This window comes from Methanosaeta sp. UBA458 (genome assembly GCF_002496085.1).
In the GTDB taxonomy this organism is placed as follows: domain Archaea; phylum Halobacteriota; class Methanosarcinia; order Methanotrichales; family Methanotrichaceae; genus Methanothrix; species Methanothrix soehngenii.
Genome location: NZ_DAIK01000116.1, coordinates 259 through 25,303 on the forward strand (window position 1 = coordinate 259; position 25,045 = coordinate 25,303).

A 25,045-nucleotide genomic window follows, 5' to 3' on the forward strand; every position below is an offset into this window, starting at 1 on the left:
TTGCATCAGCTCTACATCAGCCATTTGACATTGAGGATGGGGCAGCCCATATACTGAAACCTATTTTCCTTCATCCATTAGGTTTTTCGGCCATTTCCTAAGTCTTTTCGGATCACTGATTTATGGCCCTAATGATATCAACAGATCTCATATTGATACTAAGGTCTGAGAGGTGAAAGCTGCATAATGTCAAAATTAAAAAGGCTAAATGAGATGATGCCAGGCGAGAGAGGAAGGGTTGCAGTCGTGTCTTCAAGCGGTGCTCTCCGCTGCAGGATGATGGAGATGGGGCTTGTAAAGGGCGCAGAGCTGGAGGTGGTAAGGCTCGCTCCTTCAGGCGATCCCGTGGAGATTCTCCTCAAGGGCTACAGCCTCGCTCTTCGAAAGAGGGAAGCCGTGAACATAACTTTGGTGGTGGACTGACTTGATCAGCACGGGATCGATATCTGGAGGCAGTCTGCCTCTGGCCTTCCTCCCGGAGGGCAGAGCAGGAACTGTGCTTGAAATTCGGGGCGGGCACGGAGCTGTGAGACATCTCGAGGATATGGGCTTCGCCCCTCCTGCCAGAGTTTTAGTCCTAAAGTCCTGCCCGCCGGGTGCCATGCTTGTGATGGTGAAGGATTCAAGAATTGCCCTTGGGCGGGGCATAGCCATGAAGATACTTGTTAAAGGGGTTGATGATCCATGATTCGAGCAGCACTTATCGGCAATCCCAATGTCGGAAAGACTGAGATTTTCAATCGCCTGACTGGGCTATCCCAGAATGTGGGCAACTTTCCCGGCGTAACGGTTGAGAAGAAGGCAGGACGGCTGGTTCATAAGGGACAGCAGATCGAGTTGGTGGACCTGCCAGGCACCTACAGCCTCACCGCTCATGCCGTTGACGAGCTTGTGGCCAGGGACTACATCGTTATAGAGAGACCGGATGTCATCGTTGATATAGTGGACGGAAGCAACCTGGAGAGGAACCTTTACCTCACAATGCTCTTGCTTGAAATGGATGCCAACCTGGTCATTGCTTTGAACAGATGGGATATGGTAGCAGCCAGAGATACGAGGATAGATGTGGAGAAGCTCTCCCGGCTGTTGGGCTGCCCGGTAGTTCCGACGGCTGCAATCACCGGCGAGGGCCTGAAAGAGCTGAAGGATTCGATAGTCGATGTCGCAGGGCAGAAAAGGGCGGAAGGTCCCAAATCTGCAATAAATTACGGAGACGATATCGAGCAGCTAATAAACAAAGTTGAGGAGGTAATCAAAGAGTGCACAGCGCTCAATGGGAAATATCCAAAGAGATGGCTGGCCATAAAGATGCTAGAGGGAGATGAGAGGGTCATGGAACAGACGAGAGCCGATCTATCATCGTCCCAGCTGGCGAAGATTCTATGCATAATCAAAGCCGGAGAGGCGGCAATAAAATGAGCGAATACGCTGAAAACCTGAGCTCTGCCCTTGCGCAAAGGAGATACGAGAGGATAGCATCGATAATGGACTCTACTGTTAAGAAGGGCAGCGAAGAAATATTTACTTTATCGGATATGCTGGACCAGGTATTCTTGAATAAGTATCTGGGCGTACCGATATTCCTGACAATGCTCTGGACGATGTTCCAGTTCGCATTTGCCGTTTCAGAGCCGTTTGTGGTCATTATCGAGAAGATCTTTGAAATGCTCGGGGCCTGGTCGGATCAGATCATATCCAATCCCCATCTGGCATCCTTTGTCTCCTTGGGCATAATCGGCGGCCTGGGATCGGTGCTGGTCTTCATTCCGCCGATCTTCGGCCTCTTTCTGGCGCTCTCGATTCTGGAGGACAGCGGATATATGGCGCGAGCCGCTTTCGTGATGGACCGGTTCATGTATCACCTGGGCCTGCACGGTCGTTCGTTCATACCGCTGATGATCGGCTTTGGCTGCAACGTCCCGGCAATCATGGCCGCCCGCAGCATGGATAACGAAAAGGATAGGATGATCACAATGCTGATCTCCCCACTCATCAGCTGCAGCGCCAGGCTTCCTGTGTACGTGCTGATAGCCGGAGCGCTTTACGGTGCGGCTTATGCTGGAACAGCCGTTTTTGCCGTATATGCTCTGGGAATCATGCTAGCGGTTGCAATGGCCCTGATATTTAGAAGGACCCTCTTCAAGGGAGAGCCTTCGCCCTTCGTCTTGGAGCTGCCCACATATGCCGTGCCGAAAGCGCGTACTGCCATCCTCCATATGTGGTCACGGGGCAAAATGTTCCTGAAAAAGGCGGGAACGATCATATTTGGAGCTGCCATCCTTGTTTGGTTCCTATCTGTTCACCCCTGGGAGGCGACATCCGGCGGCCAGGTGATAGCTGAATCCTACATCGCCTGGATAGGACATGCAATTGAGCCGCTGTTTCAGCCCTTCGGGTGGGACTGGATGGCCGCCGTAGCGCTCCTGTTCGGCCTTGTCGCTAAAGAGGTGGTAGTCGGTACCTACGGCATTTTGCTTGGAGCCGAGGAGGCCAGCCTGGGAGATGCGCTGGTGAGCCAGGGGGTCTTCACGCCGCTAACAGGCTTCGCATTCATGGCCTTTGTACTGATATACGTGCCATGCGTTGCAGTTATCGGGACGATTGCGAAGGAGACGAACTCGATTCGATGGCCTGCCTTTGCACTTGTATACCAAACAGCGCTTGCCTTCATCATCGCAGGTATGATCATCGGTGCGGGAAGGCTATTGGGATTGAGCTAGAGCCGCTTAAGGCCGATAAATGGCGATTATGGAAACAAAATATGAAAGAATTTAGCGTTAGAACAGGAAGATTGCTGGGCATATACGCCCTTGTGTTGGGAGTCGGATACGGAGCACAAGCCCTTGCAGAAACGATTGGAGGCCGGGAATCGTTCCCAGGAGGAATTTTGAGCATTGCGGTTCTTCTGGTGATATCGGCGACATATCTGATGGGAGCAAAGAGCCTCGTTGCAGGCCGAAGAGAAGGGCTGTCCTTTCTCATGGGAGGACTTTTCCTCTCAGGAGCCGTGGGTGGGCTCTATCTGCTTATGACGGGAGCAGACTGGCTAATGTACCTCCTGGGAGAGGTGGAGGATTTCGCGCTGCTGTCCGAGATCTCTCCAGCCACTGTCCTCCTGATCGTAGCGCTGCCTTTGGTGCCGATGATGAGGAAGATGACCAGAGGAATGGCCTGGTAAATAAATGCGGCCTGATAAGCGATACGGCTAGTGAACGGTGCGAGGCCGCAAAGATTGAAATTGCAGGAATATTGATATTAACGTCGATCAAATTTACCTAGAGTAGATATGAAAAGCGATTTATCCAGAAAGGCAGAGGACTACCTTGAGGCTGTCTACGTCATATCCCAGGAGAAGGGGCATGTCAGGATCAGGGATATCTGCAAGGAGCTGGGAACCAAGCCACCTTCGGTCGTAGAGATGGTCAAAAAGCTGAACGATCGGGGATATCTCGTCTATAAGAAAAACGAAGGAGTATATCTTACCGCAGAAGGCGAGGAGATAGGACGCATCATCAAGGACCGTCATGACACGATATTTGCATTCCTGAAGTTCATCGGCGTCCCTGAACAGGTTGCGGACGAGGATGCCTGCGTGATCGAGCATGAGCTCCACACCAAGACCGTGGAGCAGATAAAGAGCCTTGTGAGCTTCATCGAGACCGCTCCCGATCATCCCCAATGGCTGGATCACTTCGCCATTTTCTGCGAATTGGGAAAGCATTCCTGTATCAAGGATGCGAGGCTTAGTCAGACCATGGCAGCTCAAATGGGAGCAGAAATGCGAAGGAAAGCAGATCACTGCGGGAGCAATGATTGATTATAGCTGAATGAAAAAGCGCTTTTTGGGTTAGAAATAAATGGTCACAAAAGCTTATGGAGCGTGCGACCCCAATTATGCAGAAAGGAGGCAGCACGCTATTTTCTTGTTGATTCATCGATCTAATTGCGGCCGATCTCACCCAGATATGTTTTGCTTGTGGCATTTGTGGCATTTGATTCCGATGCGTAGATTCCTGCACCAAGCCACCAGTTATTGTCAACGCTCCTGACATAGCCCAGCTTGAGTTCTTCCTCCATATTCTTGCTGGGATTGGCATAGAGGTAATACAGATAGCCTCTCCCTCTCTTTGCCTGATCAATGCTATTTTGTACGAATCGCACGCCATTTTCGTCTTTTGCATCCAAGCGGTCTGATCCTAAAAGCTCAGGCTGATAGGGCAGCGACAGCACTGTGCCATTGAAGTCGTAGGCAAAGATGTAGAGGTTCCCTCGAACGAATGAGCTGTTCCTGTCATTGAATGCCTGCAGAGCCGCATCTCTTCCGTTCTCCTCTGCGTATTTTGCCGCTTCATCCACGAAGGATACCAGATTCTCTCTTGACTCTAGTGGAAAGAAGACCGGAAGATCTGATAAATAGACGCCAGAGCCCACCCACCAGTTTTCATCAACCTTGGCCGCATAGCCGATCTTCAGCTCATCTTCGGAGCCATGATCCGGATTAGGAAATATGAAATAAGTAGAGTCCTCGCCTCTGCGGGAGCAGTCAGCCAGGTCTTTTATCAAGGCCACTCCATTCGGATCAGTCAAATTGATCTTGTCTTCGCCTATAAAATCAGGGCGGAAGGGATGAGCGACATTTATCCCCTGAAAATCGTACGCATAAATGTACAGATCCCCTCGCACGAACTCGCCAGTCTTATTGCTGAATTGCTGACATGCACTCTCTCTATCCTCTTCACGTGCATAATCACGAGCTTCCTTTACGAAATCGACAAGTTCTGAAATTGATGAACTATTATTCATAGACTTGCTGGTTTTGTCTTCTGCAGCTGATGCGCTGAGTACAATGGCTGTGAAAACGAAAAGCATTGCCCAAAGAGCTATTAGTCTCATAGTTGCTGCAGAATGCATAGATTCATTTAATCGTTTCGGTGGATTTAGATTTTTCAAACTTCGATTCATAAGCTAGAATTCCTGATATGTTAGGATCATGCTGTATTTTCTAATTTAATTTGGGTTAATTGGAAATATGCCTAATATTAGAGTTACATCTTGCGGATGCAGTTGCATCTGGTTTAAAATAGAGGTATTGAAAATGAATGCATTGAATGGCTCAATTGTCATCGCCATGGCAGCTTTGGTGATGATCATAGCTCCTGCCGCGGCAGCTGATGAAAGCAGCAATTTCACCGTCGACGATATCAGCAATTTCTTCCACGCCATGCAAAAGACAGACTTCGGGGATATTGAGATATCAGGAAACAACATCACATTCTATAGCCCGGAAGGCTCTGTCAAATGCAAGGGCGAATACGATTACGTGGGATCCAAGACCATAGACTTTCAGGGATATCCGGTAGAGTGGCATATGTTCAATTTGCGATCGGACAAAGAAGGCTGCTTGGAATACAAACACGTGATAGCGACCGCGGTTCACGATGAGGCCGGGCTTACTCACTGGCATATGAGATACGGCAAGCTGTGCTTTGATATCTTGATGGAAAATCCTGCTTACGGGATGTGGTATCCAACCATGGCTGCCAACGGGACCAATTCCGAAATGGTCTCAAACGCCTACAGTGCCGAGGCTCAGATGATCGGGGCATTTGCCGTCGCAGCCAAACAAGCCTCCAACAACACTCTCTCTCTTGAAAAATGGAGCGGAAGGTGGGTTAACACGGAGCAGCTGCTGGATGATCCTCTCATGGATCCGGTCTACGAGGCGGCAGCCAATACTGCGAATTCTCTGGGCGAGAAGAGCGTTTCGAACTAATTTTATTATTTTTAATGGAGTATTGGTATATGAAGACAATGAGCATCAGACTGATTGCCATAGTTCTCGTCATCGTCCTGTCAATAACCTGGCCAGCCTTGGCAGAAGGCGAAGGTGCAAATGAGGCTATGGACAAGGCGGTTTCTGCATTTGAAAAGTCAGGAGGTGAGCTGGGGGTGCTGGTGGTGGCGCACGGGAGCGATGAGGATTTATGGTGTCAGCAGGTTCGTCAGGTCGTAGCAAACGTATCTTTACCCTATCCGGTGGAGCTGGGATTTCTGGAATTTGTTCCTAATGAGAGCATCGACGATGCAGTTGAAAGGCTTGAATCGCAAGGGATCAGGGATATTATTGCAATTCCTCTATTCGTGTCTTCATACAGCAGCCATATTCAGGAGATCGAGTATGTGCTGAGGCTTAGAGAGACTCTCCCCTCAGGCGAAGATCTGGCTCGGGTGAACACCACTGCCAATATCACCATGACCCGCGCGCTAGATGATCATTCTCTGGTGGCCTACATTCTGGCGGACTGGGTTTCCCAGATGAGCAGTGATCCGTCCAATGAGACGGTGGTGATTCTTTCACATGGAACTGACGAGGAAGGAGACATCCGATCTCAGGTCTGCTGCCAGAACTGGCTTGCAGAGGAGGTCAAGTCTTACCTGCGCTACTGGGCGAGCCCCTCTATCAAGCTCAGAGATGTGAAGTATGCGTTCATTCACGGCAACCAAACCTTATACCCTGATTTGACGGTGGAATCGGTGATGCGAAACGCTTCCAAGGCTGGAGGCTCCTCAGAGGACGGGAATGGGGGCGTGATAGTTCTTCCCTTGATGGTCGCTGGAGGATCTATAACCGATAGCCAGATTCCAAAGCTTCTCGAAGGTTATAGCTGTCGTTACGATAGAGCGACTCTGGCATCTCATCCCAATCTCGCCAGGTGGATTGAGAACCGGGTCAGGTGTGAGATAGGCGAGGGCATGGGAGGCGTCTTGATCATCGATCACGGATCCAGCGATCCGAAGAGGGCTGAGGCAGTAAGAGAGCTGGCTGGTCAGGTGAATCAGATGTTATCAAGCATGCCAGTTGCAGTGGCCTTTGCAGAGAACGCCGCTGAAGAAGAGACCATTCCCGGAGGAATTGCCAGGCTGCTCGATCAGGGGGCCAGGAGAATAATTGCCGTTACGCTGTTCACCGGAAACACCGTCGACCACGAGGAAGCTCGAGATGAGGTCTATTCCGCTATGCAAAGCATCAACCAGACGAAGATTCTCATCACTGCACCGCTGTATGAAGGAATTTGTGCTGAGGTGAAGGGGCCGATCGACGATCATCTTTTAATTGCCGATCTGATCCTGGACCGGGCGAGAGAAGTCAGCATTGATGCAACCAACGAAACGCTGATTTTGGCTCCTTGGGGCAGCTCAACCTACTTCGAGGAGAGCGAGCTTTTGGCCAAGTCCCTGGTTGAGAGGATAAAGGCAAGCTCAGAGTTCAAGGATGTTGGGTTCGGCTTTATGGAGTATCAGGGCAGCCCGAACATAAGAGAGGCTGTGGAGAAGGCCCAGGGCGAAGCTGTGATCGTCGTCACCGTCAACAGCATGGGAACGAAATACGTCGATGATCTGATCGCCGAACGCCTGGAAGGACTCAACTATACCCACAATGGAAAAGGGTTCTATGGCTATTCTGAGAACCTCGATCCTCATCCAAACATCGCCCGATGGATCGAGTACAAGGTCGCAGAGGAGGTGAGGGCTTAAAAACCTCAAAGGAGGCTTGAGGCCTCTTGCACCTCAACTGAACGGATTAGCCAAAACTCCTGCAGGTAATCGCCTCGACCATCGCCGAGAGGCCGGGGCGAACTCCTGACATGCGACTTGCGATTGGATCAGATGGCGACATAATAGCCGCGAATTGTCCATTTGGCATTTAAAATCATAGGACCACAAGCATTTAAGAGTCAATAATTGCGTTTTTTTGTATTTTCAGAAAATCCTATCATTATTAGGGATCAAGTTATTGCCGCCTAACAGAGTATATCGGTACATCAGAGGCCATAAGGACGGATGGAACGTCGGCCATCGGTTTCCTCCTCATAGATGCTCCTTCTGTCCTTTGGACTTTGCCATGGAAGTTTCACAATCGTCGAAGCCTCAAGGCACTGAATACGACAGTCTAACTAAATAGGGGTGTATCATATCATGATGGTTTGTTCCGGCTGCAGATGGGCAGCTGAACTGAGATTTAAAAATTACCTGGAGCAGATGGGCATAGATCTTGAAGGCAGCATCCTGGACATAGCAAGTGGGCCGTTTTCCCTGGGCTGCATTTGCAATGATGTCCATGGACATGACAATTGTCCCGGATTCGTCCGCTGTCTGGAGGAGATGGGAATACCTGCCAGTCTCGCCGATATCAGTCGGCTTGATTATCCCTCCAAGAGCTTTCGCTATGTGGTCACCTTTAATCCACCTTTAAGGCCATTTCGCCAGCGTGGGGATGCTCGATCAGGGATCAAGAGGTTTTTGGAGGACATGCTTCGCATAGCCCAGGAGAGGGTGATTATAAGAAGCAGCACCGTTATTCCCCTTCTGCCGGCCGAGTACGATTCGCTCATTGATAGAAGTGGAGAGAATTTTGCGATCTACAGGGCGGATTGCTATCGTCCTGGCAGTGAGATGTACTCCCAGTGCGAGACTCATTCGATCCCAATCCAATCGACCTCTTAGAATTAATCTGGTCATGGTGATGGAAACATGAGAAATATTGTCCTTATCGGAATGCCAGGTGCAGGCAAGAGCACGGTCGGGGTTATTCTTGTAAAAGCCCTTGGGATGAACTTTGTCGACGCAGACCTCGTGATCCAGGAGCGGACCGGGCTGCGCCTGCAGGCGATAATCGACAGGGATGGGCCAGCCGGATTCCTGAAAGCCGAAGAAGAGGCAGTTCTCTCCCTCAGTTGCAGGAATTCGGTTATTGCCACGGGCGGCAGTGTGGTTATGAGCCCCCGGGCAATGGAGCATTTAATATCGGCTGGTACTGTAGTTTACCTCAAGGTGCCTTTCGAAGAGATAGAAAAGAGGCTTGGCAATATTTCGGGCCGTGGGATTGTTCTTTTTGCCGGCCAGAGCCTCCGCATGATGTATGACCAGCGTGTCTCCCTGTACGAACAGTATGCCGACATCACAATTGATTGTGCCGGCCTGGATTTCGAGACGGTTGTAGGGCAGGTCCTCCTTTGTATATGATCCCGTAGACATCCGCCCCCGGGGAATTGGATCATCTGGCTGATACTCAGGAAATTGCCGTGTGTCGCACAGCAGCGAAAACCGGCATCTTCTGCAGACCTTATCATCACCGGCCTGGGAATGAAATCGGGATCGCCCAGCTTGAACTCGGTGATGGACAAGAGCCCCTCCGGGCACAGCACCCGGCGAAGCTACCCCAGGCAAGCGCTTCTATCCGGCACCTCACCCAGCACCGCCACCAGGAACGCAACATCGAATGATCTCAGTATTGATCGGTCTTTGAAAGATGGTGAATCCAGCGGCAAAGACTGCAAGAGCGCCCAGGATCATTTCAGCATTGCAACACATACTTTCCTTTTTATATCCTCTATTTCCCTTACCGCCACATTTACCCCATATACGGAGGACATTATCTCACTGTTCACAACTGCTGCAACTTCGTCTACCGCAAGAAGTCTTCTATTGCATAATGCAGCGGCCCTGCTGCCAACTAAGAAAGCATGATCAGGCATGTGGGTGTTCATGACAATTGATATTCCCGAAGATGCCAGTTTCTGCACTGCTTCCAGCACAAGCACCTGATTTCCAAAATCAAGGTGTGCCGTTGGCTCATCCAGCAAAAGCAAAGTTGGTTCCTGGGCAAGGGCACGGGCTATCAGAACCATCTGGCGCTGCCCGCCGCTGAGACTGCCAAGCGTTCTTTCTGCAAGGTCTCCAATGCCAACCATTTCAAGCGATTCTCTGGCAATTTTCATGTCCTTTGCGCCCGGAGATGCGAATATGGAAATGTGGGGTGTACGGCCCATTACCACAAAATCCAGAACCGTAAAGGGAAAAACCACTTCATTTTGCTGAGGCACGTATCCTATGCGCCGCGCGATTTTTCCTGCCCCCAGGGATGCTGTATTCTCTCCCATGATATGGACCGAACCTGTAGCAGGCTTGAAGATGCCTGCAATGCATTTGATGAGTGTGGATTTTCCTGATCCGTTAGGGCCGAGGATGCACATGACCTCGCCACTTCTCAGGGAAAAGGACACGTTTTCGAACACATTTTCCTTTCCGTAGGAGTAGCTGAGAGAATCAACCTCCAGGATCAGTTCCATCCCATGCGCCCCCTCTTTATAAGATATGCAAATATGGGAGCACCTACTAGAGAGGTTATTATGCCCAGGGGTATTTCCGTTACACTAACAGTTCTTGCCAGATCGTCTACAAGCAACATGAAAGATGCGCCGCATACCATGCTCATGGGCAGCAGGCGGTTGTAATTGGGGCCCACTATCATCCTTGAAATATGGGGCACCACCAGTCCCACCCAACCAATGACCCCGCTAATACTGACTGCCGCCGAGGTCACAAGGGTTGCACAGATAATGATTATCAAGCGCATTTTGTCCACATTTACTCCCAGGGATCTGGCTTCCTCGTCGCCCAGTGAGAGGATATTGATGCGCCATCTGAGAAGGAACAATACAAGCATTCCAATGAACATGGGTACAGTTATCCAGATCAGATCGCTGTACCTTATGCTGGAGAGGCTTCCCATAAGCCAGAAAACTATCTCAGGAAGTTCGTCATAAGGATCTGCGGCATATTTTGCCAGTGATATGAGGGCAGTGAAAATAGAACTCACAATTATTCCGGATAGAACAAGCACCAGAGTTCCGGTTCCCTTGCTAGCTTTATCCATGCTGATAGCAGCGAACATTGCCAGAAGTCCGAAAATAAAAGCCAGCAGCTGAATCATGATGTGGTTGTCGAATAATAGTATCCCCAGGCATGCACCAAAACCTGCGCCTGAACCCACACCCAGTATATAAGGCGATACCAATGGATTGCGAAACACACCCTGAAATGAGACACCAGCTACAGAAAGAGCGCAGCCTACGAGCATGGCTGCGAGGATCCTCGGCAATCTCACGCTGAACAATACTGTGTGATGAGTTGATGCTGGAATAGCAGTGCCAAAAAATAAAGCAGTGATAGTATTCATGATGTCATCTATTAAAACCGATACAGGTACCTGGTATCTTCCCATAAAGAGAGAAACTATGAGCATCAAGAAAGGCAATAAATACATGACAGTGGTGCCATGGTGCCTGCTATCAGGCATGAGTGCACTCCATCATATGCCCTGGCCACCCACTGGACGATGGCCTGTGGAAAGACCTGTTAGGGCTGGCATCCTCAAAGGACATGCCATAAAAACGCCTGTAGAATTCATCTGCCTCCTTTTTAATGTCAATCCCAAGCTTTCCGGGATGGATTTTGTCCGCAATATAGAGAAGACCTAATATCCAGCGAGGACTGCCGAAATCCCAGATTGGTGGTATCACATAGACCCTCTGCTCTTTTACCGCATCCGCTTCTATGCCATAATACCTGCACAGGCCATAGAACTCATCGAGCGGACGAGAGAGAAAACCGGAAATAAATATGGTTTGGGGATTATGTTCATTTATAAATGCAGGGGATACATTCACACCGGGTTTTCCTTCCCTCTGAAGCACTTTATTAATGCTCTTTCCTCCAGCAAAGGTCACAAGGTTGTTCTCCATTCTTCCTGCATTCAGGGCAAAAAGGGGTGAGCCCATACAGTAATAGACTGAATGATCGCTGTTCTCTGCCGCAAGGCTTAGAACTGATTCCATGCGCTTGCCGATAAAGGATGAAAGTTCCTCTCCCTGATGCTCTGCACCTGCCTTTTTGGCGATCAGCCTGATAAACTCGAGATATGAGCATGGCTGTTGTATCAGGCGATGCATTTTCATAAGCGTTTCAGCGTCAGAGACCTCCCGCCAGACCTCAAGCAGTTTCCCTTCGTCAAATATTCCCATGCATATGAGCGCTGCATGTACCATACCAAAAGCCCGGCTTATCCTGTAACCACCCATGAATCCGGCCTCACTGAAATTTTCACTGGCAGCAGTTCCCTTTACCTGGACATTATGCCCACAGCGGCAGGCATAGTCCGTCCAGGGCTTCAGAAGCCTGCATCCCATGGGGCCGTGAAACTCCCTTTCTGCAAGCAGGCTCCCACATTGCGGACAGTAGGTATGCAATAATTCCGTGCCCGGAGAATTGAACAGATATACGTGATCCATGTGCTCGCGTATTGCCCTGCACAATCTTTCAGCATCCCCTATGGAGGGTTCCTGTTCAAGAGGTGTATCCCCGAATGGAATGAATCTCATCAGCTGTAAGGGGATCTCAGAGGAGACCTTAGATAGTGTTCTTGCAGCCTGCAAGACATCGGCTTCATTTCTCCTGGAATACACTACCGACGTCTCTACGTGTACGCCCATTTCAAGAAGCCCGGCAATATTCCTAAAAACAGGAGTCGAGGATTTAGCACCACATGTCCTGTAAATACTATTGGAATATCCTTTGACCCCCACGTTCATGAAATCTATCAGACCTCCAAGCTCTTCAAGCGTCTCTTCAGTGAAATAGCAATTTGTAGAGCAGCCAACAAGCAGGCTATTCTCCTTTGCCTGAACTGCAAGCTCCCTGAAAATGTAATAGTTGGCAGCCGGTTCATTAAGTGTCGAAACCACGCCCTGGCATTCCTGCTCCAGTGCTTTTGCGACTACCTGGGTTGGGCTGAGCGTTGGCCAGCCAAAAGACCGGTTGGATGCCAGCAATCTTGCCACACATCCCTGGCATTCAAAATTGCAGCCGGTACTGAAAACCTGCAGGAACTTTGCCGAGGGATGAAAATGCAGCATTGGTATGGTTTCCACAGAAATGGGATAGCCACCCATGTAGCCAATTTCAGGAGATTGAATTATGCTGCCGCCTTTCTTCACATAAGTCCCGCATCTACCTCTGCTATGCTCGTTGATCTCACAACCGATCTCGCATACTTTGCACTGCATTTCTGCCCCCTCTATTTGCTCAATACCACCCAGAACCCGGAATCATCCCGGACCGTATGGCAGACGAGGTCGGTCTGCTCTGCTGCTTCTTCTATGACCTTCTGGTTTTCCGGGCTGAGGCGTTCCTTGGAATTGTTCTGCCACTGGGGATTGATAGCGGCCATTTTTTCAGATATCTGTTCTCTCAATTCCTTGGTGCCAAAACCTCCGCCTATCCATGCCTGCCCGCCGGGCGCAAGAACGCGGGCTATTTCATTAAAGGCAGCAGGAAGATCATTCCAGAAAAACACGGAACCACGGCTCACAATGAGATCGGCGCAGCCATTTTGGAAGGGAAGCACATGTACATCAGCAATCAAAGGAACAACCTTGTCCGCTATCCTGTGATGAAGAGCTTTCTCCTGTGAAAGCCTGCACATCTCTCTTGAGAGATCAACGCCATAGGTCCGCATTTCTGTGATCTGGGCAATGGAAATCCCCAGGGATGCTATGCCGCATCCCAGGTCCAGGCATCTGCCGCTCTTAATCCCGCTCTCTGTGACTATATGGTTTGCTATGACTGGATAAATGGGAGCAAAGATATGCTCCGCAATATAAGCAAAACCCGGGGATTTGCCATTTTCTCTCATTTCGTTATCTTGGCCTCAGGATGCAATAGCATGTCAAGATCGCTATCTTCGAGAGCATAGTGGAAGAATTCCGAATAGAATTCACCGGTCAGGCTGTCTAGATCCATATCGGCAAAGAGGTCAGGATATAGCATCTTCGCAGTCCAGGCCGTTCCGATGATGAGGTGAGGGCCCTGCGGCCTATCTATCCAGCAGAACGGATTCTGCGGTGCCAGATATACGCGTTTGTTCTGTACAGCTTCGACGCTTGTCCAGATAGGATCGGAGTATACTGTTTTATAGAACTGCGGGCTGGAAGTGATTATTGCTTCTGGGTTCCAGTTCATAACCTGCTCTATGGATACCTGCGTCATGCCGTTTCCTGGAGTAAGGGGACAATCAGCAACGTTGATGCCGCCACAGATGTCGATCACCTGGGAGTGCTGCGAACCAGATGGATCTGTCGCCAGTCCTGTGGGACCTTCGGCATAGTAAACGCGCACTTTTTCGTCCTCTGGGATATCTTTTACTGTCTCATTGATCTTTGTCAGGATTGAACTGCGGAATTCGAGCAGCTTTTCTGCCTGATCCTTGCAATCAAGCAACTTCCCCACATACTCGATGGTGGGATCGGATTTCGTAACGAAGATGATGGAGCCATCGATAGCTACAACCGGGATGCTGCCAAATTTTTCCTGCCTGCGGTTGATAGTTTCCTGGACTTCGCCGTCTGTAGTGTAACCTTCTATTACAATGTCGGGACTCATGTTAATCATAGTCTCATAATTCCCGGTTTGTGTCCCATACCAGCCTCCTATTACCGGCAGGCTCTGATAATTTTCATCCATTAAAGTATGGTTAAAATTATTTATGAAATTCCAGCCTGCAAGTTTGTCGGGTGCGAGCATGAATACAAGAATCGTGGACGGGGGAGACGTAGCGATCACAGAGCTAATGTTTTCAGGAACGGTTAATTGCCTGCCCAGCATGTCGGTGATCTGTACGGTGCCTGATGCCTGTTGAATTTCTTGTGCCATGCATTCACAGGAAGTCATAGCCAGAAATAGCATAAAAATCAGAACAATTATGCCCCTTTTTTCATTCATTGTATCACCTGCTGAATTGAGATATCGCAGCACTATAAATAGTTAGTTGAGCTAAAATATGGCTCTTGGCCAGACTTTTCTTAAATTTATGAATCAAACTGCCCACTGCCACCCTGCCCTAAAAATACCTGTATTTTTAGAAAAAATTCGATAAATGGAACCCCGTTGCTCGGCCCGAGATCACCTCTCTTTTCTATATGGAATCTGGATCTCAGTCAACAGCTCCTCCTCTGCCGTCTTGCAGGGATCACTAAGGTACAGCTCCCGGATCGGTCCGGCTACTTCCAGACCGGCCCCGGCCATGTACTTGAAGACGGACTGGTAGGACTTGTGCAGGGTAGGATAGCTGCCCTTGTGGATCATCGAAAGCATTCTGGCAGCCGGCAGGCTCTTGACCTCGATTCCTGAACCTTCACCCTCCACTTTTCCCGCAATGGGAAGGGCGACCTCGATGCTGACCTCCTTCTCCGACCAATCGGAGATAGCCTCGGCCTCAACGCTGACATGCTCGTCTCCTCTTTCTCTATCATTCTCATTCCCTTTCGCACAGTCCTCATGGTAGATGGCGATGACTGGACCGATAACCTTCAACTGATTTCTCTTGCTGGCTGGGAGATCGACAAAAGAGCATAGCTCTCCGATCAGCTTTTCGATGGTTGGGCTGAGAATTCCCGTCTCCTTCCGGCAGATGACTCGCAGTGCCGGTACATCTTTTACCGCAGGCTCTGTTAATGCCATTCCTATCAACTCCGTTCGTTCCTCTTTCAGCAAGGCCTCGATCCTCTTCAGCCGCAAGATCTCCAACCGGACGGCAGAGAGCCGTCCCTCCATGAGACTATCAACAGTATCCCAATCGCCGCAAGCCTCGGCTTGCAGGTATGTCTTCAAGTCCTCAAGTGAGAAGCCTAGGCTGCAGATGGCTTTGATCTTCACCCCCAGTTCCATCTGGGAGGATGTGTAGTACCTATAGCCGGTGAAGGGATCCCTTGCCTCCGGTACCAGGATTTCCAATCGGTCGTAGTAACGCAGCGCCCTCTGGGATATCCTGGTGATGGCTGAGAACCTGGCTATCGGTATTCGATCGGCTGGCATTGCTGATTGATATGGTCCCACCGGTAAATAAATAGGCTGGCAGTCTGCCCCGGCAGAAGGTTTGAAATGAACCCGTCTGCATAGAGACGAAAGCAATGGCCTTAAAGCGTTTGCCCGCTCAGCAGATCCAATCGGATGGCTGCTACAGCTCGAAGGCAGCGATTCAATCTACCTTCATTTCCGTCTCTTCCGAAAGCGTGCAATTGAGCGCCATATCCCAGGCAGCAATGCGGCATCGCACATTCTGGCCTCTGTACTCCGCAAGGTCGATCGCCACTCTTCCACCATTAAGATTGTCGAAGATCCGCTGCACAACAGTCCCATTTACCAGGAGATCGATCCTCGCAAGCTTGTGGATGCAGGGGTAGGCTCTGATGCCGTGTATTCAAACACATACCCAGTGCCCTCTCTCTTGCAGGATACTTTTACGTCCACGGGGGCATTGAAGTCATCCTGGATCTTTGCATTTCCCCATCCATTCTCGAACGGATAACTCCTGGCCTCGCAGCCTGGATAGTGTTCGCGTAACCATTGCTTGTGATTGGCAAACGCATCGAATCCCAGCAGGTCGATGTGAGCAGGCTTATTGATCCCTATCCCATCCCGGAATGCTGATTCCAGGAGGGGAACCGAATCCAGCTGGTATCCGCTAAGAAGCGTCTCAACAGTGTCGATTGCCACGGAATCTCTCGAACAGAGAATTGCGTTCACGAGAATGAAATCGGTCTTGGCATCCTTATCTTCCACTTTGTTCGCCGGGCCGCTCCGGTTTCCAGTGAGTGCATCCATGATCACCAGGTCGAATCCTCTTGCACGGTTCAGCGCACACAGGTAATCAAGGAACATCCGGATGTCCCCTGTACCGAATCCATATCCGGCATGCTCCTGCTTTTCAAGGAGGCCGAGCATCGATCCCCAGTGGAGTTTTAGTGCTCCTGTCGTGCCGCAAAGTCCATGGCTTTTCAGAATGGGTATCCCGATATAAACATCGCAGTATTCTGACTCACCTTGTGCCTGATCCTTTGTCCGCAGGAACTTGGGGAGCCAAACCTCTGACCGTCCCCGTATAGGCTCATCGACAACAGCAAGGAACCGGTCTGACTTCTGAACGGAATCGAGGTTGACGAGCTTGGCCCCGGACCCTCCATCGAGAATACCATCGGCATCATAGTCATAACAGATATCGTTTGCCTCGACGGAATTTCCTGCACTTCGCTGCAAACGGGCATAATAAAAACTTTGAGGATTATTTTTGTCGGATGGATTCTTTTCGGGAGTGAATGTTGCGTCGATTACCTTAAGATCCGCACTGCCGTCAAATCCGATGATCTCTCGCACCTTTCCGGCAACATACCTTACGATCCTCGGATCGGATATGATCCCCCTGCCTTTCTCGCCTGGAAGACCCTGGCTTGGCCCGACGACGTTGACCTTGATGACGACCCTGTCGCCCCTCTTGATGATCTCTGAAAGGCCTCGTGGGCCCAGCACCTGGGCGATAGCGTCATCAACAAGATGAGGTATCTCGTCGTCAGCAGGTTCCCTGGTCATGCATGAAAAACCCACAGTTGGCAGGGGATTATCTGGGGGAATTTTTCGCCTGGTGCTCGTATTGGCGTAAACCGCGGAAATGTCTGTCCCTTGCACACCGGAAACCTGGATTTGTCTCATGTCCGCGTTGATCTTTTCCCATCGACGGCTGATATCGCTGGAGTAGTGGATGCCGACCGCGGGAGATAACTTCTCATCAGCACAGGTGGAAGAGACAGAATTATCAGAGTTATTCATAACAATAATCCTCGAGATTCAATTGGAGCAGAATGATTAATATCTTTCGACTATCAGTAATTCGTTCATGGAGATTGATGGTGGCGGATTAAATTGAACAACGGGAAACTCCAGCCGGACTCTTTGGCTCAACAGCAGTTGCAGTCCAATATCATGAAAAAAGCCCAGATCGACCTATCCATCGAAGTGGTTCTCCTGATAGTCGGAGGGGTCTTTTTTCTCCTATTTGGAGCGCTCCTTTTCCTGATCGATAGAGGAATGCTGCCCTACAGTGAGGGGAGCATGTACGGGATTTTCGTGGTTCTCGTATCGATGCAGATCATCACAATGGGAAAGACGCCTTTCGGAGACGTCCTCCGCTCATGGTTGGTCGTAGTCATTGGGCTTTTGGCGGCGATGCTCGGAACCCTGGCCATCTTCTATCCTGTCCACCTGAACGCGACGATCCGTATAATTGCAGGCTTAATGGTCCTTATCGCTGGGACCGTGGGGATGCTGCAATTGTTCATTTCAGAGGACAAGGCCAGAGTGTGGATGAAGGTTCCCGGTATCCTCCAGCAACTGACGGTCGCCTGCGCCCTTGTATATGGAATCGAGATAGTATTAGGGATTATCACTCTTCTTCCGGGCATCATGCCCAATCCTCTGACAGCAGTTTTTCTTCTCCTCTTTGGGGCAAGCCTGCTCTTCCTTGCCCGGTGCATCCATATGGCAGCTCACCAATACCGCTCAACAGAAGCGAAGAGAGTGCTGGAGCCATCCACAACAAAACGCGGGTTCTTCCTGTTAAAAGAGACGTCTTTAACGGTGGGAAACTCCTTCAACATCTACCAGGGATATCTCCTGATACTGCTCGGAATCCTGGTTCTATTAATGATTCTTGGAATAATACCCTCTTTTAATTCCGATGGCCAGCTCGGCCTTCTGCTGGTGCTGACCTCCCTTCAATTGCTCGCCCTGGGAGAGTTCATGGGAAAAGAGATGAGCAGATCATGGCCAGCGATAGCTTTAGGGATACTGTTTGCTGCCATAGGGTTTTTCTCTTGTATTGTTCCGGGAATCCTGACCGGTGTGATCCAGCCGCTCATCGGGCTCCAGAACATCATCTCAGGAGTGCTGCTCCTCGCCACCAAGATCGTCGGTCCAAGGGTGTATCAGATCAGCCATCCTCCTGCGGAATCGGTTGCCCTCCCCCCTATCGTCAAGCAACTAACCCTCGTGCTGACGGTAACCGGGATCGTGACCATCCTCTTTGGCATCAACATGCTTGCACCCTTGCTCCTTCCCGGCCTATTCGGGATGATCGCTTATGCCCTGCTCCTTCCTCTACTCATCATCATCATGGGATTAATGGTGCTGATTTTGGTCGCCATCACCCAAAAATTAAATGGTATGTCCATGCCTTCTCCATAGCGCGTCTTCCTCGGGCTACACGACCCACTCACCGCTCCTGCGCTTGCGTGCCACATCGAGCAGATATGCGTCCATACCCTCAGCGGCCTTGGGATTGAAGCAGTTGGTCGCGCCTTCGACATCAGCATCATCGCCCAGCACGAGACGGTCTTTCCTTGCTACTCCTTCCAAGATCCTCTTCGCCGACTGCTCGGCAGTCTGAGCGCCTTTCGGTGGCTCAATGCCTCCTGCTGCCCAGATACCAGTTTTCGTTGTGCCAGGCGTTGCCGAGGTGAAGCAGATATTCTCATCCCAATACTCATAACGAAGGGCCAGAGTTAAACCGTTCAATGCGGCTTTTGTCGCAGAATACATCGACTGCTGAGCCATAGGGGAAAACGCTATGCCTGATATCACATTTATGATATGGCCGCCGCCTTGTGCTCGCATGATTGGAATTGCGGCACGTATGCCGTAGATGGCGCTATAAAAGTTGATCGCAAAAGCCTTCTCCCAGATCTCATTGGTCTGTTGCTCAAATAGACCACTCAAACCCACTCCTGCGTTGTTGAAGAGTATGTCTATACGCCCTTCGCCGAAGGCTGCAGATTTGGCGATCAAATCCTTTACGCTTTCCTCGCTGGTAACGTCACACATCAGGCCGAGCACTCTGCCCGGATATTCTACTTCGAGCCGGGCCCTCTCCCGATCGAGCTTCTCCTTATTGATGTCGGCCAGGATGACCTTGTTGGCGCCCGAGGCCAGCATCGCCTCGCAGAGAGCCAGCCCAATTCCCGATGCGCCACCGGTAACCACGGCTACCTTGTTCTGATAGTACTTTTTCGTCTCACTCATTCTCTCTCCTCCCTTCGAAAATCGCTATTAGTATTGTCCATAACGCTGATGGCCCGTGCTGATGGTCGAGCGGTCGTAACGACCGGCGAACAGGTAGCTGAATAGGTCATCAGACTCCTTTTCCTCGAATCTCGCCAGTACATGCATCCCTCGAACCCAGTTGGAATTGATGGAGTATGCGGCACCCAATGGCTTGATGACGACCAGCTCCGACCAGGGGTCGTCCAGCGACGGCTCCATAGAAATCGATTTTATGCTGGCAGCCTCCCAGCTCCTGTAGTCAGTAACGCTGTCGTATCCGAGGAGGGTGGCGTTTTGCAGGATCACATTGTCGTCTTTGCCAGAACATATGTCGTATTTGAATAGAAAACAGTAGCCGTCTGCGCTCGCACCGGGGACGAGGTCTGTGAATCCAGCCTCCATTATCGGCTCGTTATAGCTTCCAATCTCTATCTCCGCATCGAAGATGCGCCTGCCCTTTGCTTCTACCACTACGTGTGCGATATCGTCATTTCGCTCAACAACGATCTTCTCACACATCTTCTTGGGAAGCCCCGACATCTCCCGACCGGAGAGCAGCCCCATCTGCGCGCCCGGCCCGCTCAGTTGCAGGTTGCAGAAATACAGGCCTGTATGCTCCTTGTACCGAGCACCAAGTATTCCGATACCGGCCTCCATATACCATGGGGCGAAGGTTGGTTCCCTGATGTTAACGAAGTAGGAGTAGACTTGAGGATGCTCGGGATCGATCAATTCCAGTTGCGGCGGCAGCACACGTCGCGCGACCTTTGGATCGGTCTCCCAGAAGATGTAGAGCCCCTCCTCCTCGTTCATCGCAGCCCCCTTCATAAAAGCATTGAGCTTTTCTCGTTCGATGAAATAGCTTCCGTTCTTCATTACAGACCCTCTTTAGTTTTTCCATTCCAGGAATGGTCAGGATTCAAAGACGAATGCCTTGCCATATGCTTCCTGTGTCGCCTCAAGAATCCTTCCTCCGCGGTTTGCATCCCCGATGATATGCGCCTGTGGAAAAGCATCCCTGAAGGCCTTCAAAACCTCTTTTCGGGGTTGAACTCCGAGCGCCAAGATGATCGTCTCGGCATTGACGAAGACCTTCTCGCCATCGGCCAATCGCTCCAAGACAACTCCATCCTCGGCTATCTCCAAGGCCTTATGTCCGAGCATATAAGCCGGCCCATATTCTGACAGCCGCCGTTTGATATCAATTAGGACCATGATGGGTACGCCCTGGCCGATTTCATGCAGCATGTCGACAATCGTTGTCCGGTGCCCGGCCTTCAGCACAACCTCCGCTGTCTCAAGTCCCGTCATTCCCGAGCCGAGGATAATGCAATCGCCTTTGAGCTGGGCTTTTCCGATGAGCACATCCTCGGCAGTGACGACATTTTTTCCATCGATGCCAGGGATGGGCGGCATCGAGGCTATAGCACCACAGGCTACGAAAATCCCGCAGGGCGATAGGGCTTTGACCTTCTCGACGGTTGCCTCCTCTCCCATCCGCAGCTCGATATCGCTCGCAGAAACCTGCGCAATCAATCCGTCCACTAGCCTTGTTATCTTCTCCTTGCCCACGCCCTTGTCGGCGATGTTCAGAGTGCCTCCTAAACGTTTTGCCGGATCGAAGAGCACGACATGAAACCCGCGACTATCGAGAAGCAACGCTGCCTCGATGCCGGCCGGTCCACCACCGACGACCACGACCGTTCGCCCTTGGCCGTTATATTTGGGATTCTCGAACTCCCGCTCCCGTCCCAGTTTTGGATTTACTGCGCATTTGACGTGGCGTTGGCTCTCTATCTCCTGGAAGCAGGAGAGGCAACCAATGCATTTGCGGATTGTCTGGGCTTTTTCCGCTTGGGCCTTGTTGCACCATTCTGGATCTGCCAGATGGCCACGGGCCACTCCGATGAAATCGCAGCATCCTTCGACAAGTATCTCTTCGGCTACATCGGGCTCTTTGATATTGCAGACCGCAATAATTGGAATGTTCACGTGCTTCTTTATCTCAGCTGCCATATATCTCTTCCAACCCTGCTCGTAGGTGCCGGGCTCTATGCATGCGCAGACCTCAGGGCTTCCTGGAATGGTGCAGCTCACATCGATGAAGTCGACTCCTGCCTCCTTCAACACCTCGCAGATCCTGCAGCTTTCCTCGAGGTCATTCCCCTCTTTTCCCAGGAACTCCTCGACGGAAAGCCGCACGCCTATCGGGAAATCGCCTCCGCACTGCTCGCGGATGCCTCTGATAATATCAAGCAGAAAACGCATTCGGTTCTCCAAGCTTCCACCGTAGTCGTCAGTTCGTTTGTTCAGATACGGCGAAAGAAAGCTGTTGATCAAATAGCCGTGTGCACCATGCAGCAGGACGCCGTCAGCTCCTGCCATCTTGGTGAACAATGCACCGGAGATGAAGGCGGATTCGATTTTTGCTATTTCTTCGACCTGGAGTGCGTGTGGTGTCTCATAAGCAGTAGGTGATTTGACTGCCGATGCAGCGACTATAGGCTCGCCGCCGATGGCAGATGATCCCTGGCCACCGGGGTGATGGAGCTGGATGAATATCTTTGTGCCGTACTTGTGCACGACATCAACGAGGCGTGCCAATCCAGCAACGTCAGCGAGGTTTCGTGCTGCCAGCTGGCAGGTCATGGCCGCTCCAGCACCATTGAGCACACGGCAGAGCTCACTCTCGATAAGACCGACACCACCTTTAGCCCGCGCCTCATAGTAGGCGATGATGTCGTCGTTGACGCCTCCCCCTGGAGCTGCAATCACCGTACCCATCGGCGTCATCACAACTCGGTTCTTGATCTCGATCCGCCCAATGCGCCCCGTGCTGAACAGTCTCTCGTACATATGCTTCAACACCTATAGTGGAATTTATTGAGTATTTTGCGATGAAGAATTGGTATGCTGTCTTGGTTCTGTGATCTATTCGAGGCTAATTCTCGAAATTTTGTAATCTGCATCATGACATAATCCATCATATGTTCTTCAATTCATAATAGATTAGCTTGTCGATTATATTATGAAATCGGGTGTTGAATAGGCAGGCGTGTGTAGGCAAGCAGATAGCTGCGATGCGAAAAGCTGTTGTAGCTTGGGCTTCCTAAGCTAAGTTTCATTGATATGTACCTTGACACTCCTATTTTCATCTCCAGCCTTCTGATTGCCGGGGAAAACTATAAATTGTCAACTTGCATAGGTTGACGCATGAACTGGTTAACCAACGGAAAGCAGTTCGAGTTCTGGAAGCTGAGACGTGCCAGGATGTCCAATAAGGCGATAGCGGTGAGCTTTGGGATCTCCAGGCAAGCGGTCTCGAAAGCCCTTCTCAAGGCAGATGAGAAAGTCGAGATTGCTCTTCGAGATATGGCAACAGCAAATAGAATCGCCATCATGAAGATCAATCCAAAGTTAGGCGTTCTTCTCGGTCGTTCGGTCCCGCTGGGTGTGGATGCCATCGTCTTCATCTCCGGCAAACATGGCCTGCAGGTCTGGTACGAACACGATGGCGATTGCGGGTCGTGCGATGAGTACGCAAAGTGCATAGAGCTGCTCTGGGATTACGCTGGCGAGCTGGGCATAGTGCTTAACCGGACGGCTGATCCCACCAAGATGGCTGAGGAATTATTCGCTAGAGTTATGGGGATGATCTGACCGTGAATGTCTCTGAGATCATTGAGCACTGGATGGGATGGTGTCCAAAGAAGCAGAGAGCGAAGATGGTTTCAGGAGCTGTTTTTCTATCTGGGGAGATGTCCATGAAAACACAAAAGGGAATCAGCAGCAGGATAAAAGGCATAGCAGTAGTTGTACTGGTATTGGTTGCAGCTCTGGCTGGAATGCGTTTGGAGTTTGGCAGCTTGCAGTCACCAGACTGGATCCTGAGAGACAGCAAGGCAGTAGAAGGCTACCAGTGGATGGCCAACAACACCGAGAGCGATGCCACTGTTCTGGCCTGGTGGGATTATGCTGATGGGATAACGGGGGTTGCACACCGCCAGGCGGTGATAGCCGAGGCCTCTCGGGAGATCAGGAATACTATTGGTGGCTATACCGATCCAAGCAAGCCTTGGCATAAGATAGAATATGCTCTGTGGTATCCCTTTGAGCCTGAAGAGAGGGTCCGGGATGTTGCAGATTTCTTTATATCAGATAATCCTACATCGGCCATGCAGATCGCAGAAAAATATGGAGCGGATTATGCGCTGGTCATGGCCGATGATATGGGCAAGTATTTCTCGTTGATAATGGCGGCTAAAGAAAACCTAAGCGACTACCTGAGCGTTCAAGTCAACCAGACTTCCAGAACAAGATCGTACCCAAGCAAGGAGACCATCTTCACCAGAATGGTCGGCGGCGAGGAAATCGAAGGATTCTCCAAGTCGTTTGACAACGGGCGGATGAGGATTTATAAGCTGGAGAAAACGGCTGCGGTTTAGCATCCATCGATAAGACGGCCCATCAGCGCGGCTGCTGCTCGAGGGATGCAGGAAGGGCGCCCTGGGCGTCAGGTCCAGGGCGAAGCCAATGAATCATTCGATCTTATATCCCGCAGCCTCCACCGCTCGCCTGAAGTCCTGCTCGGACAGCTTTGCGGAATCATACTCTACGTAGGCGGTCTTCTGTCCTAGATCGACCCTGGCACTGCTGACACCGTCAAGACCAAAGAGGGCTCTTTCCACCGCAGCCGAACATCCGCCGCAGGCCATACCAGAGATCTTCAGTTCGATCTTCTTATTTCCCGACATATCAAATCAGACCTATTTTCGGTTTCTTTCGATTGCATATCTGGCAGGCTGCTCCCATTTATGGCCTTTGCTGGGAGGAAGTGGAAAGGAACATCTCCCTGTAATCCGCATGCTTTCCGGAAAAGGATGGATAGGTGAAGTGCAAACCCCCATGCCCCAGAATAGCCCCCAGCGGCCTTGCCCCTTAGAAGTCCATTTCGCCTTCGGAATTGAAGAACTTATCGTCAGCTTCCAGATGAACCACCTTTCCGATCACCAGCACGAACTTTTCTCCTGCTATCTCCTCTTCCAGGGTGCACTCGGCCCAGGCCAGACAGCCCTCGACACCGGGTGCCCTGACCTTCAAGGATTATCTGGGTGCAATCCCGGCTGCCAGAAACTCGTCCACCTCTGGGGGGATAGCTCCTGGCGCTGACCATGACCGCATCCTCCATCCCTGCAGGTGGAACGTTCACCACGAACTCGCCCGTCTGGCGGATGTTCTCATACGTTTTTTCTCCGTCTCTACAGTGCTGGGGCGCAGG

General features: G+C 50.8%; 26 protein-coding genes. 13 read left to right on the forward strand and 13 right to left on the reverse strand.

From position 1 onward, the window contains the following. Window positions 1–186 precede the first annotated feature (186 nt). The 6 genes from BP822_RS08480 (at window position 187) to BP822_RS08505 (ending at window position 3,817) form a co-directional block, all read left to right on the forward strand. A complete protein-coding gene (locus tag BP822_RS08480; RefSeq protein ID WP_048131660.1) occupies window positions 187–423 on the forward strand; it encodes a FeoA family protein in 237 nt (78 codons plus the stop codon). 1 nt (window position 424) lies between these two features. After that, complete coding sequence (locus BP822_RS08485; RefSeq protein ID WP_013718279.1) at window positions 425–688, forward strand: FeoA family protein; 264 nt, start codon at window positions 425–427, stop codon at window positions 686–688. Beyond that, window positions 685–1,419, forward strand: coding sequence for a FeoB small GTPase domain-containing protein (locus tag BP822_RS08490; protein ID WP_202795815.1), 735 nt, complete (start codon window positions 685–687; stop codon window positions 1,417–1,419). The genes BP822_RS08485 and BP822_RS08490 overlap by 4 nt, the downstream gene beginning before the upstream one ends. Beyond that, window positions 1,416–2,720 carry a ferrous iron transport protein B gene (gene feoB, locus BP822_RS08495; protein ID WP_202795816.1) on the forward strand — a complete coding sequence of 435 codons (1,305 nt, stop codon included), beginning with the start codon at window positions 1,416–1,418 and terminating at the stop codon, window positions 2,718–2,720. Before BP822_RS08490 ends, feoB begins: the two co-directional genes overlap by 4 nt. Before the next feature lie 167 nt (window positions 2,721–2,887). After that, a complete protein-coding gene (locus BP822_RS08500) occupies window positions 2,888–3,178 on the forward strand; it encodes a hypothetical protein (RefSeq protein ID WP_013718280.1) in 291 nt (96 codons plus the stop codon). A 108-nt stretch (window positions 3,179–3,286) separates the two neighbouring features. Further along, the gene (locus BP822_RS08505; RefSeq protein WP_286878124.1) at window positions 3,287–3,817 is read left to right on the forward strand and encodes a metal-dependent transcriptional regulator; all 531 of its coding nucleotides are present in this window, start codon (window positions 3,287–3,289) and stop codon (window positions 3,815–3,817) included. Between the two features lie 122 nt (window positions 3,818–3,939). Here the strand turns inward: BP822_RS08505 and BP822_RS08510 are convergent, their stop codons facing one another. Next, window positions 3,940–4,893: a cache domain-containing protein gene (locus tag BP822_RS08510; RefSeq protein WP_273278926.1), complete on the reverse strand. Its 954-nt coding sequence runs from the start codon at window positions 4,891–4,893 to the stop codon at window positions 3,940–3,942. Window positions 4,894–5,095: 202 nt separating this feature from the next. Between BP822_RS08510 and BP822_RS08515 the strand changes: the two genes are divergently transcribed. The 4 genes from BP822_RS08515 (at window position 5,096) to BP822_RS08530 (ending at window position 9,024) form a co-directional block, all read left to right on the forward strand. Beyond that, entirely contained in the window at window positions 5,096–5,773 is a 678-nt protein-coding gene (locus BP822_RS08515) for a ZinT/AdcA family metal-binding protein (protein ID WP_013718284.1), read from the forward strand. 29 nt (window positions 5,774–5,802) lie between these two features. After that, the gene (locus BP822_RS08520) at window positions 5,803–7,536 is read left to right on the forward strand and encodes a sirohydrochlorin chelatase (protein WP_013718285.1); all 1,734 of its coding nucleotides are present in this window, start codon (window positions 5,803–5,805) and stop codon (window positions 7,534–7,536) included. Window positions 7,537–8,040: 504 nt separating this feature from the next. Beyond that, window positions 8,041–8,505: a hypothetical protein gene (locus BP822_RS08525; RefSeq protein ID WP_273271299.1), complete on the forward strand. Its 465-nt coding sequence runs from the start codon at window positions 8,041–8,043 to the stop codon at window positions 8,503–8,505. A 27-nt stretch (window positions 8,506–8,532) separates the two neighbouring features. Beyond that, window positions 8,533–9,024 (forward strand): shikimate kinase, encoded by a 492-nt coding sequence (locus BP822_RS08530; protein ID WP_276619525.1) that lies wholly within the window; start codon window positions 8,533–8,535, stop codon window positions 9,022–9,024. 326 nt (window positions 9,025–9,350) lie between these two features. On the opposite strand, the gene BP822_RS08535 is transcribed toward BP822_RS08530, so the two are convergent. The 7 genes from BP822_RS08535 to BP822_RS08565 all read right to left on the reverse strand — a co-directional run bounded on the left by BP822_RS08535 (window position 9,351) and on the right by BP822_RS08565 (window position 17,499). Continuing rightward, complete coding sequence (locus BP822_RS08535) at window positions 9,351–10,130, reverse strand: ABC transporter ATP-binding protein (protein ID WP_013718288.1); 780 nt, start codon at window positions 10,128–10,130, stop codon at window positions 9,351–9,353. Beyond that, on the reverse strand, window positions 10,121–11,086 hold the full coding sequence (locus BP822_RS08540; protein WP_286878125.1) for a FecCD family ABC transporter permease: 966 nt from the start codon (window positions 11,084–11,086) through the stop codon (window positions 10,121–10,123). Before BP822_RS08540 ends, BP822_RS08535 begins: the two co-directional genes overlap by 10 nt. Before the next feature lie 46 nt (window positions 11,087–11,132). Beyond that, window positions 11,133–12,905 carry a radical SAM protein gene (locus tag BP822_RS08545; protein ID WP_286878127.1) on the reverse strand — a complete coding sequence of 591 codons (1,773 nt, stop codon included), beginning with the start codon at window positions 12,903–12,905 and terminating at the stop codon, window positions 11,133–11,135. Between the two features lie 11 nt (window positions 12,906–12,916). Next, window positions 12,917–13,534, reverse strand: a complete 618-nt coding sequence (locus BP822_RS08550; protein WP_273271302.1) for a class I SAM-dependent methyltransferase — start codon at window positions 13,532–13,534, stop codon at window positions 12,917–12,919. Then, entirely contained in the window at window positions 13,531–14,619 is a 1,089-nt protein-coding gene (locus tag BP822_RS08555; RefSeq protein WP_286878128.1) for an iron ABC transporter substrate-binding protein, read from the reverse strand. Before BP822_RS08555 ends, BP822_RS08550 begins: the two co-directional genes overlap by 4 nt. 180 nt (window positions 14,620–14,799) lie before the next feature. Further along, a complete protein-coding gene (locus BP822_RS08560; RefSeq protein ID WP_273271908.1) occupies window positions 14,800–15,711 on the reverse strand; it encodes a MerR family transcriptional regulator in 912 nt (303 codons plus the stop codon). A 324-nt stretch (window positions 15,712–16,035) separates the two neighbouring features. Further along, window positions 16,036–17,499, reverse strand: a complete 1,464-nt coding sequence (locus BP822_RS08565; protein WP_273278930.1) for a DUF362 domain-containing protein — start codon at window positions 17,497–17,499, stop codon at window positions 16,036–16,038. Between the two features lie 93 nt (window positions 17,500–17,592). On the opposite strand from BP822_RS08565, the gene BP822_RS08570 reads away from it, so the two are divergent. Then, the gene (locus tag BP822_RS08570; RefSeq protein ID WP_013718295.1) at window positions 17,593–18,912 is read left to right on the forward strand and encodes a hypothetical protein; all 1,320 of its coding nucleotides are present in this window, start codon (window positions 17,593–17,595) and stop codon (window positions 18,910–18,912) included. A gap of 15 nt (window positions 18,913–18,927) precedes the next feature. Here BP822_RS08570 and BP822_RS08575 read toward each other — a convergent pair whose 3' ends face one another. From BP822_RS08575 to BP822_RS08585, 3 genes are read right to left on the reverse strand one after another with little or no spacing between them, the layout of a single operon-like run. Beyond that, a complete protein-coding gene (locus tag BP822_RS08575; protein ID WP_273278931.1) occupies window positions 18,928–19,746 on the reverse strand; it encodes an SDR family NAD(P)-dependent oxidoreductase in 819 nt (272 codons plus the stop codon). A gap of 27 nt (window positions 19,747–19,773) precedes the next feature. After that, window positions 19,774–20,643, reverse strand: a complete 870-nt coding sequence (locus tag BP822_RS08580; protein ID WP_273466355.1) for an acetoacetate decarboxylase family protein — start codon at window positions 20,641–20,643, stop codon at window positions 19,774–19,776. Between the two features lie 36 nt (window positions 20,644–20,679). Further along, window positions 20,680–22,623 (reverse strand): FAD-dependent oxidoreductase, encoded by a 1,944-nt coding sequence (locus BP822_RS08585; RefSeq protein WP_276619516.1) that lies wholly within the window; start codon window positions 22,621–22,623, stop codon window positions 20,680–20,682. A 357-nt stretch (window positions 22,624–22,980) separates the two neighbouring features. Here BP822_RS08585 and BP822_RS08590 point away from each other — a divergent pair, with 357 nt between their 5' ends. Then, the gene (locus BP822_RS08590; protein ID WP_013718299.1) at window positions 22,981–23,427 is read left to right on the forward strand and encodes a hypothetical protein; all 447 of its coding nucleotides are present in this window, start codon (window positions 22,981–22,983) and stop codon (window positions 23,425–23,427) included. Window positions 23,428–23,531: 104 nt separating this feature from the next. After that, complete coding sequence (locus tag BP822_RS08595) at window positions 23,532–24,212, forward strand: hypothetical protein (protein WP_162144984.1); 681 nt, start codon at window positions 23,532–23,534, stop codon at window positions 24,210–24,212. Between the two features lie 93 nt (window positions 24,213–24,305). Here the strand turns inward: BP822_RS08595 and BP822_RS08600 are convergent, their stop codons facing one another. Then, window positions 24,306–24,521 (reverse strand): heavy-metal-associated domain-containing protein, encoded by a 216-nt coding sequence (locus BP822_RS08600; RefSeq protein WP_013718301.1) that lies wholly within the window; start codon window positions 24,519–24,521, stop codon window positions 24,306–24,308. A gap of 184 nt (window positions 24,522–24,705) precedes the next feature. Next, window positions 24,706–24,867: a flavin reductase family protein gene (locus BP822_RS08605; protein ID WP_013718302.1), complete on the reverse strand. Its 162-nt coding sequence runs from the start codon at window positions 24,865–24,867 to the stop codon at window positions 24,706–24,708. Window positions 24,868–25,045 lie beyond the last annotated feature (178 nt).

Bases quoted from the DNA above. Each gene is read 5' to 3' on its own strand.
- BP822_RS08480 (WP_048131660.1), top strand. From the start codon at position 187: ATGTCAAAATTAAAAAGGCTAAATGAGATGATGCCAGGCGAGAGAGGA.
- BP822_RS08490 (WP_202795815.1), top strand. From the start codon at position 685: ATGATTCGAGCAGCACTTATCGGCAATCCCAATGTCGGAAAGACTGAG.
- feoB (WP_202795816.1), top strand. From the start codon at position 1,416: ATGAGCGAATACGCTGAAAACCTGAGCTCTGCCCTTGCGCAAAGGAGA.
- BP822_RS08505 (WP_286878124.1), top strand. From the start codon at position 3,287: ATGAAAAGCGATTTATCCAGAAAGGCAGAGGACTACCTTGAGGCTGTC.
- BP822_RS08510 (WP_273278926.1), bottom strand. From the start codon at position 4,893: ATGAGACTAATAGCTCTTTGGGCAATGCTTTTCGTTTTCACAGCCATT.
- BP822_RS08515 (WP_013718284.1), top strand. From the start codon at position 5,096: ATGAATGCATTGAATGGCTCAATTGTCATCGCCATGGCAGCTTTGGTG.
- BP822_RS08520 (WP_013718285.1), top strand. From the start codon at position 5,803: ATGAAGACAATGAGCATCAGACTGATTGCCATAGTTCTCGTCATCGTC.
- BP822_RS08525 (WP_273271299.1), top strand. From the start codon at position 8,041: ATGGGCATAGATCTTGAAGGCAGCATCCTGGACATAGCAAGTGGGCCG.
- BP822_RS08530 (WP_276619525.1), top strand. From the start codon at position 8,533: ATGAGAAATATTGTCCTTATCGGAATGCCAGGTGCAGGCAAGAGCACG.
- BP822_RS08535 (WP_013718288.1), bottom strand. From the start codon at position 10,130: ATGGAACTGATCCTGGAGGTTGATTCTCTCAGCTACTCCTACGGAAAG.
- BP822_RS08540 (WP_286878125.1), bottom strand. From the start codon at position 11,086: ATGCTCATAGTTTCTCTCTTTATGGGAAGATACCAGGTACCTGTATCG.
- BP822_RS08545 (WP_286878127.1), bottom strand. From the start codon at position 12,905: ATGCAGTGCAAAGTATGCGAGATCGGTTGTGAGATCAACGAGCATAGC.
- BP822_RS08550 (WP_273271302.1), bottom strand. From the start codon at position 13,534: ATGAGAGAAAATGGCAAATCCCCGGGTTTTGCTTATATTGCGGAGCAT.
- BP822_RS08555 (WP_286878128.1), bottom strand. From the start codon at position 14,619: ATGAATGAAAAAAGGGGCATAATTGTTCTGATTTTTATGCTATTTCTG.
- BP822_RS08560 (WP_273271908.1), bottom strand. From the start codon at position 15,711: ATGCCAGCCGATCGAATACCGATAGCCAGGTTCTCAGCCATCACCAGG.
- BP822_RS08565 (WP_273278930.1), bottom strand. From the start codon at position 17,499: ATGAATAACTCTGATAATTCTGTCTCTTCCACCTGTGCTGATGAGAAG.
- BP822_RS08575 (WP_273278931.1), bottom strand. From the start codon at position 19,746: ATGAGTGAGACGAAAAAGTACTATCAGAACAAGGTAGCCGTGGTTACC.
- BP822_RS08580 (WP_273466355.1), bottom strand. From the start codon at position 20,643: ATGAAGAACGGAAGCTATTTCATCGAACGAGAAAAGCTCAATGCTTTT.
- BP822_RS08585 (WP_276619516.1), bottom strand. From the start codon at position 22,623: ATGTACGAGAGACTGTTCAGCACGGGGCGCATTGGGCGGATCGAGATC.
- BP822_RS08590 (WP_013718299.1), top strand. From the start codon at position 22,981: ATGAACTGGTTAACCAACGGAAAGCAGTTCGAGTTCTGGAAGCTGAGA.
- BP822_RS08595 (WP_162144984.1), top strand. From the start codon at position 23,532: ATGAAAACACAAAAGGGAATCAGCAGCAGGATAAAAGGCATAGCAGTA.
- BP822_RS08600 (WP_013718301.1), bottom strand. From the start codon at position 24,521: ATGTCGGGAAATAAGAAGATCGAACTGAAGATCTCTGGTATGGCCTGC.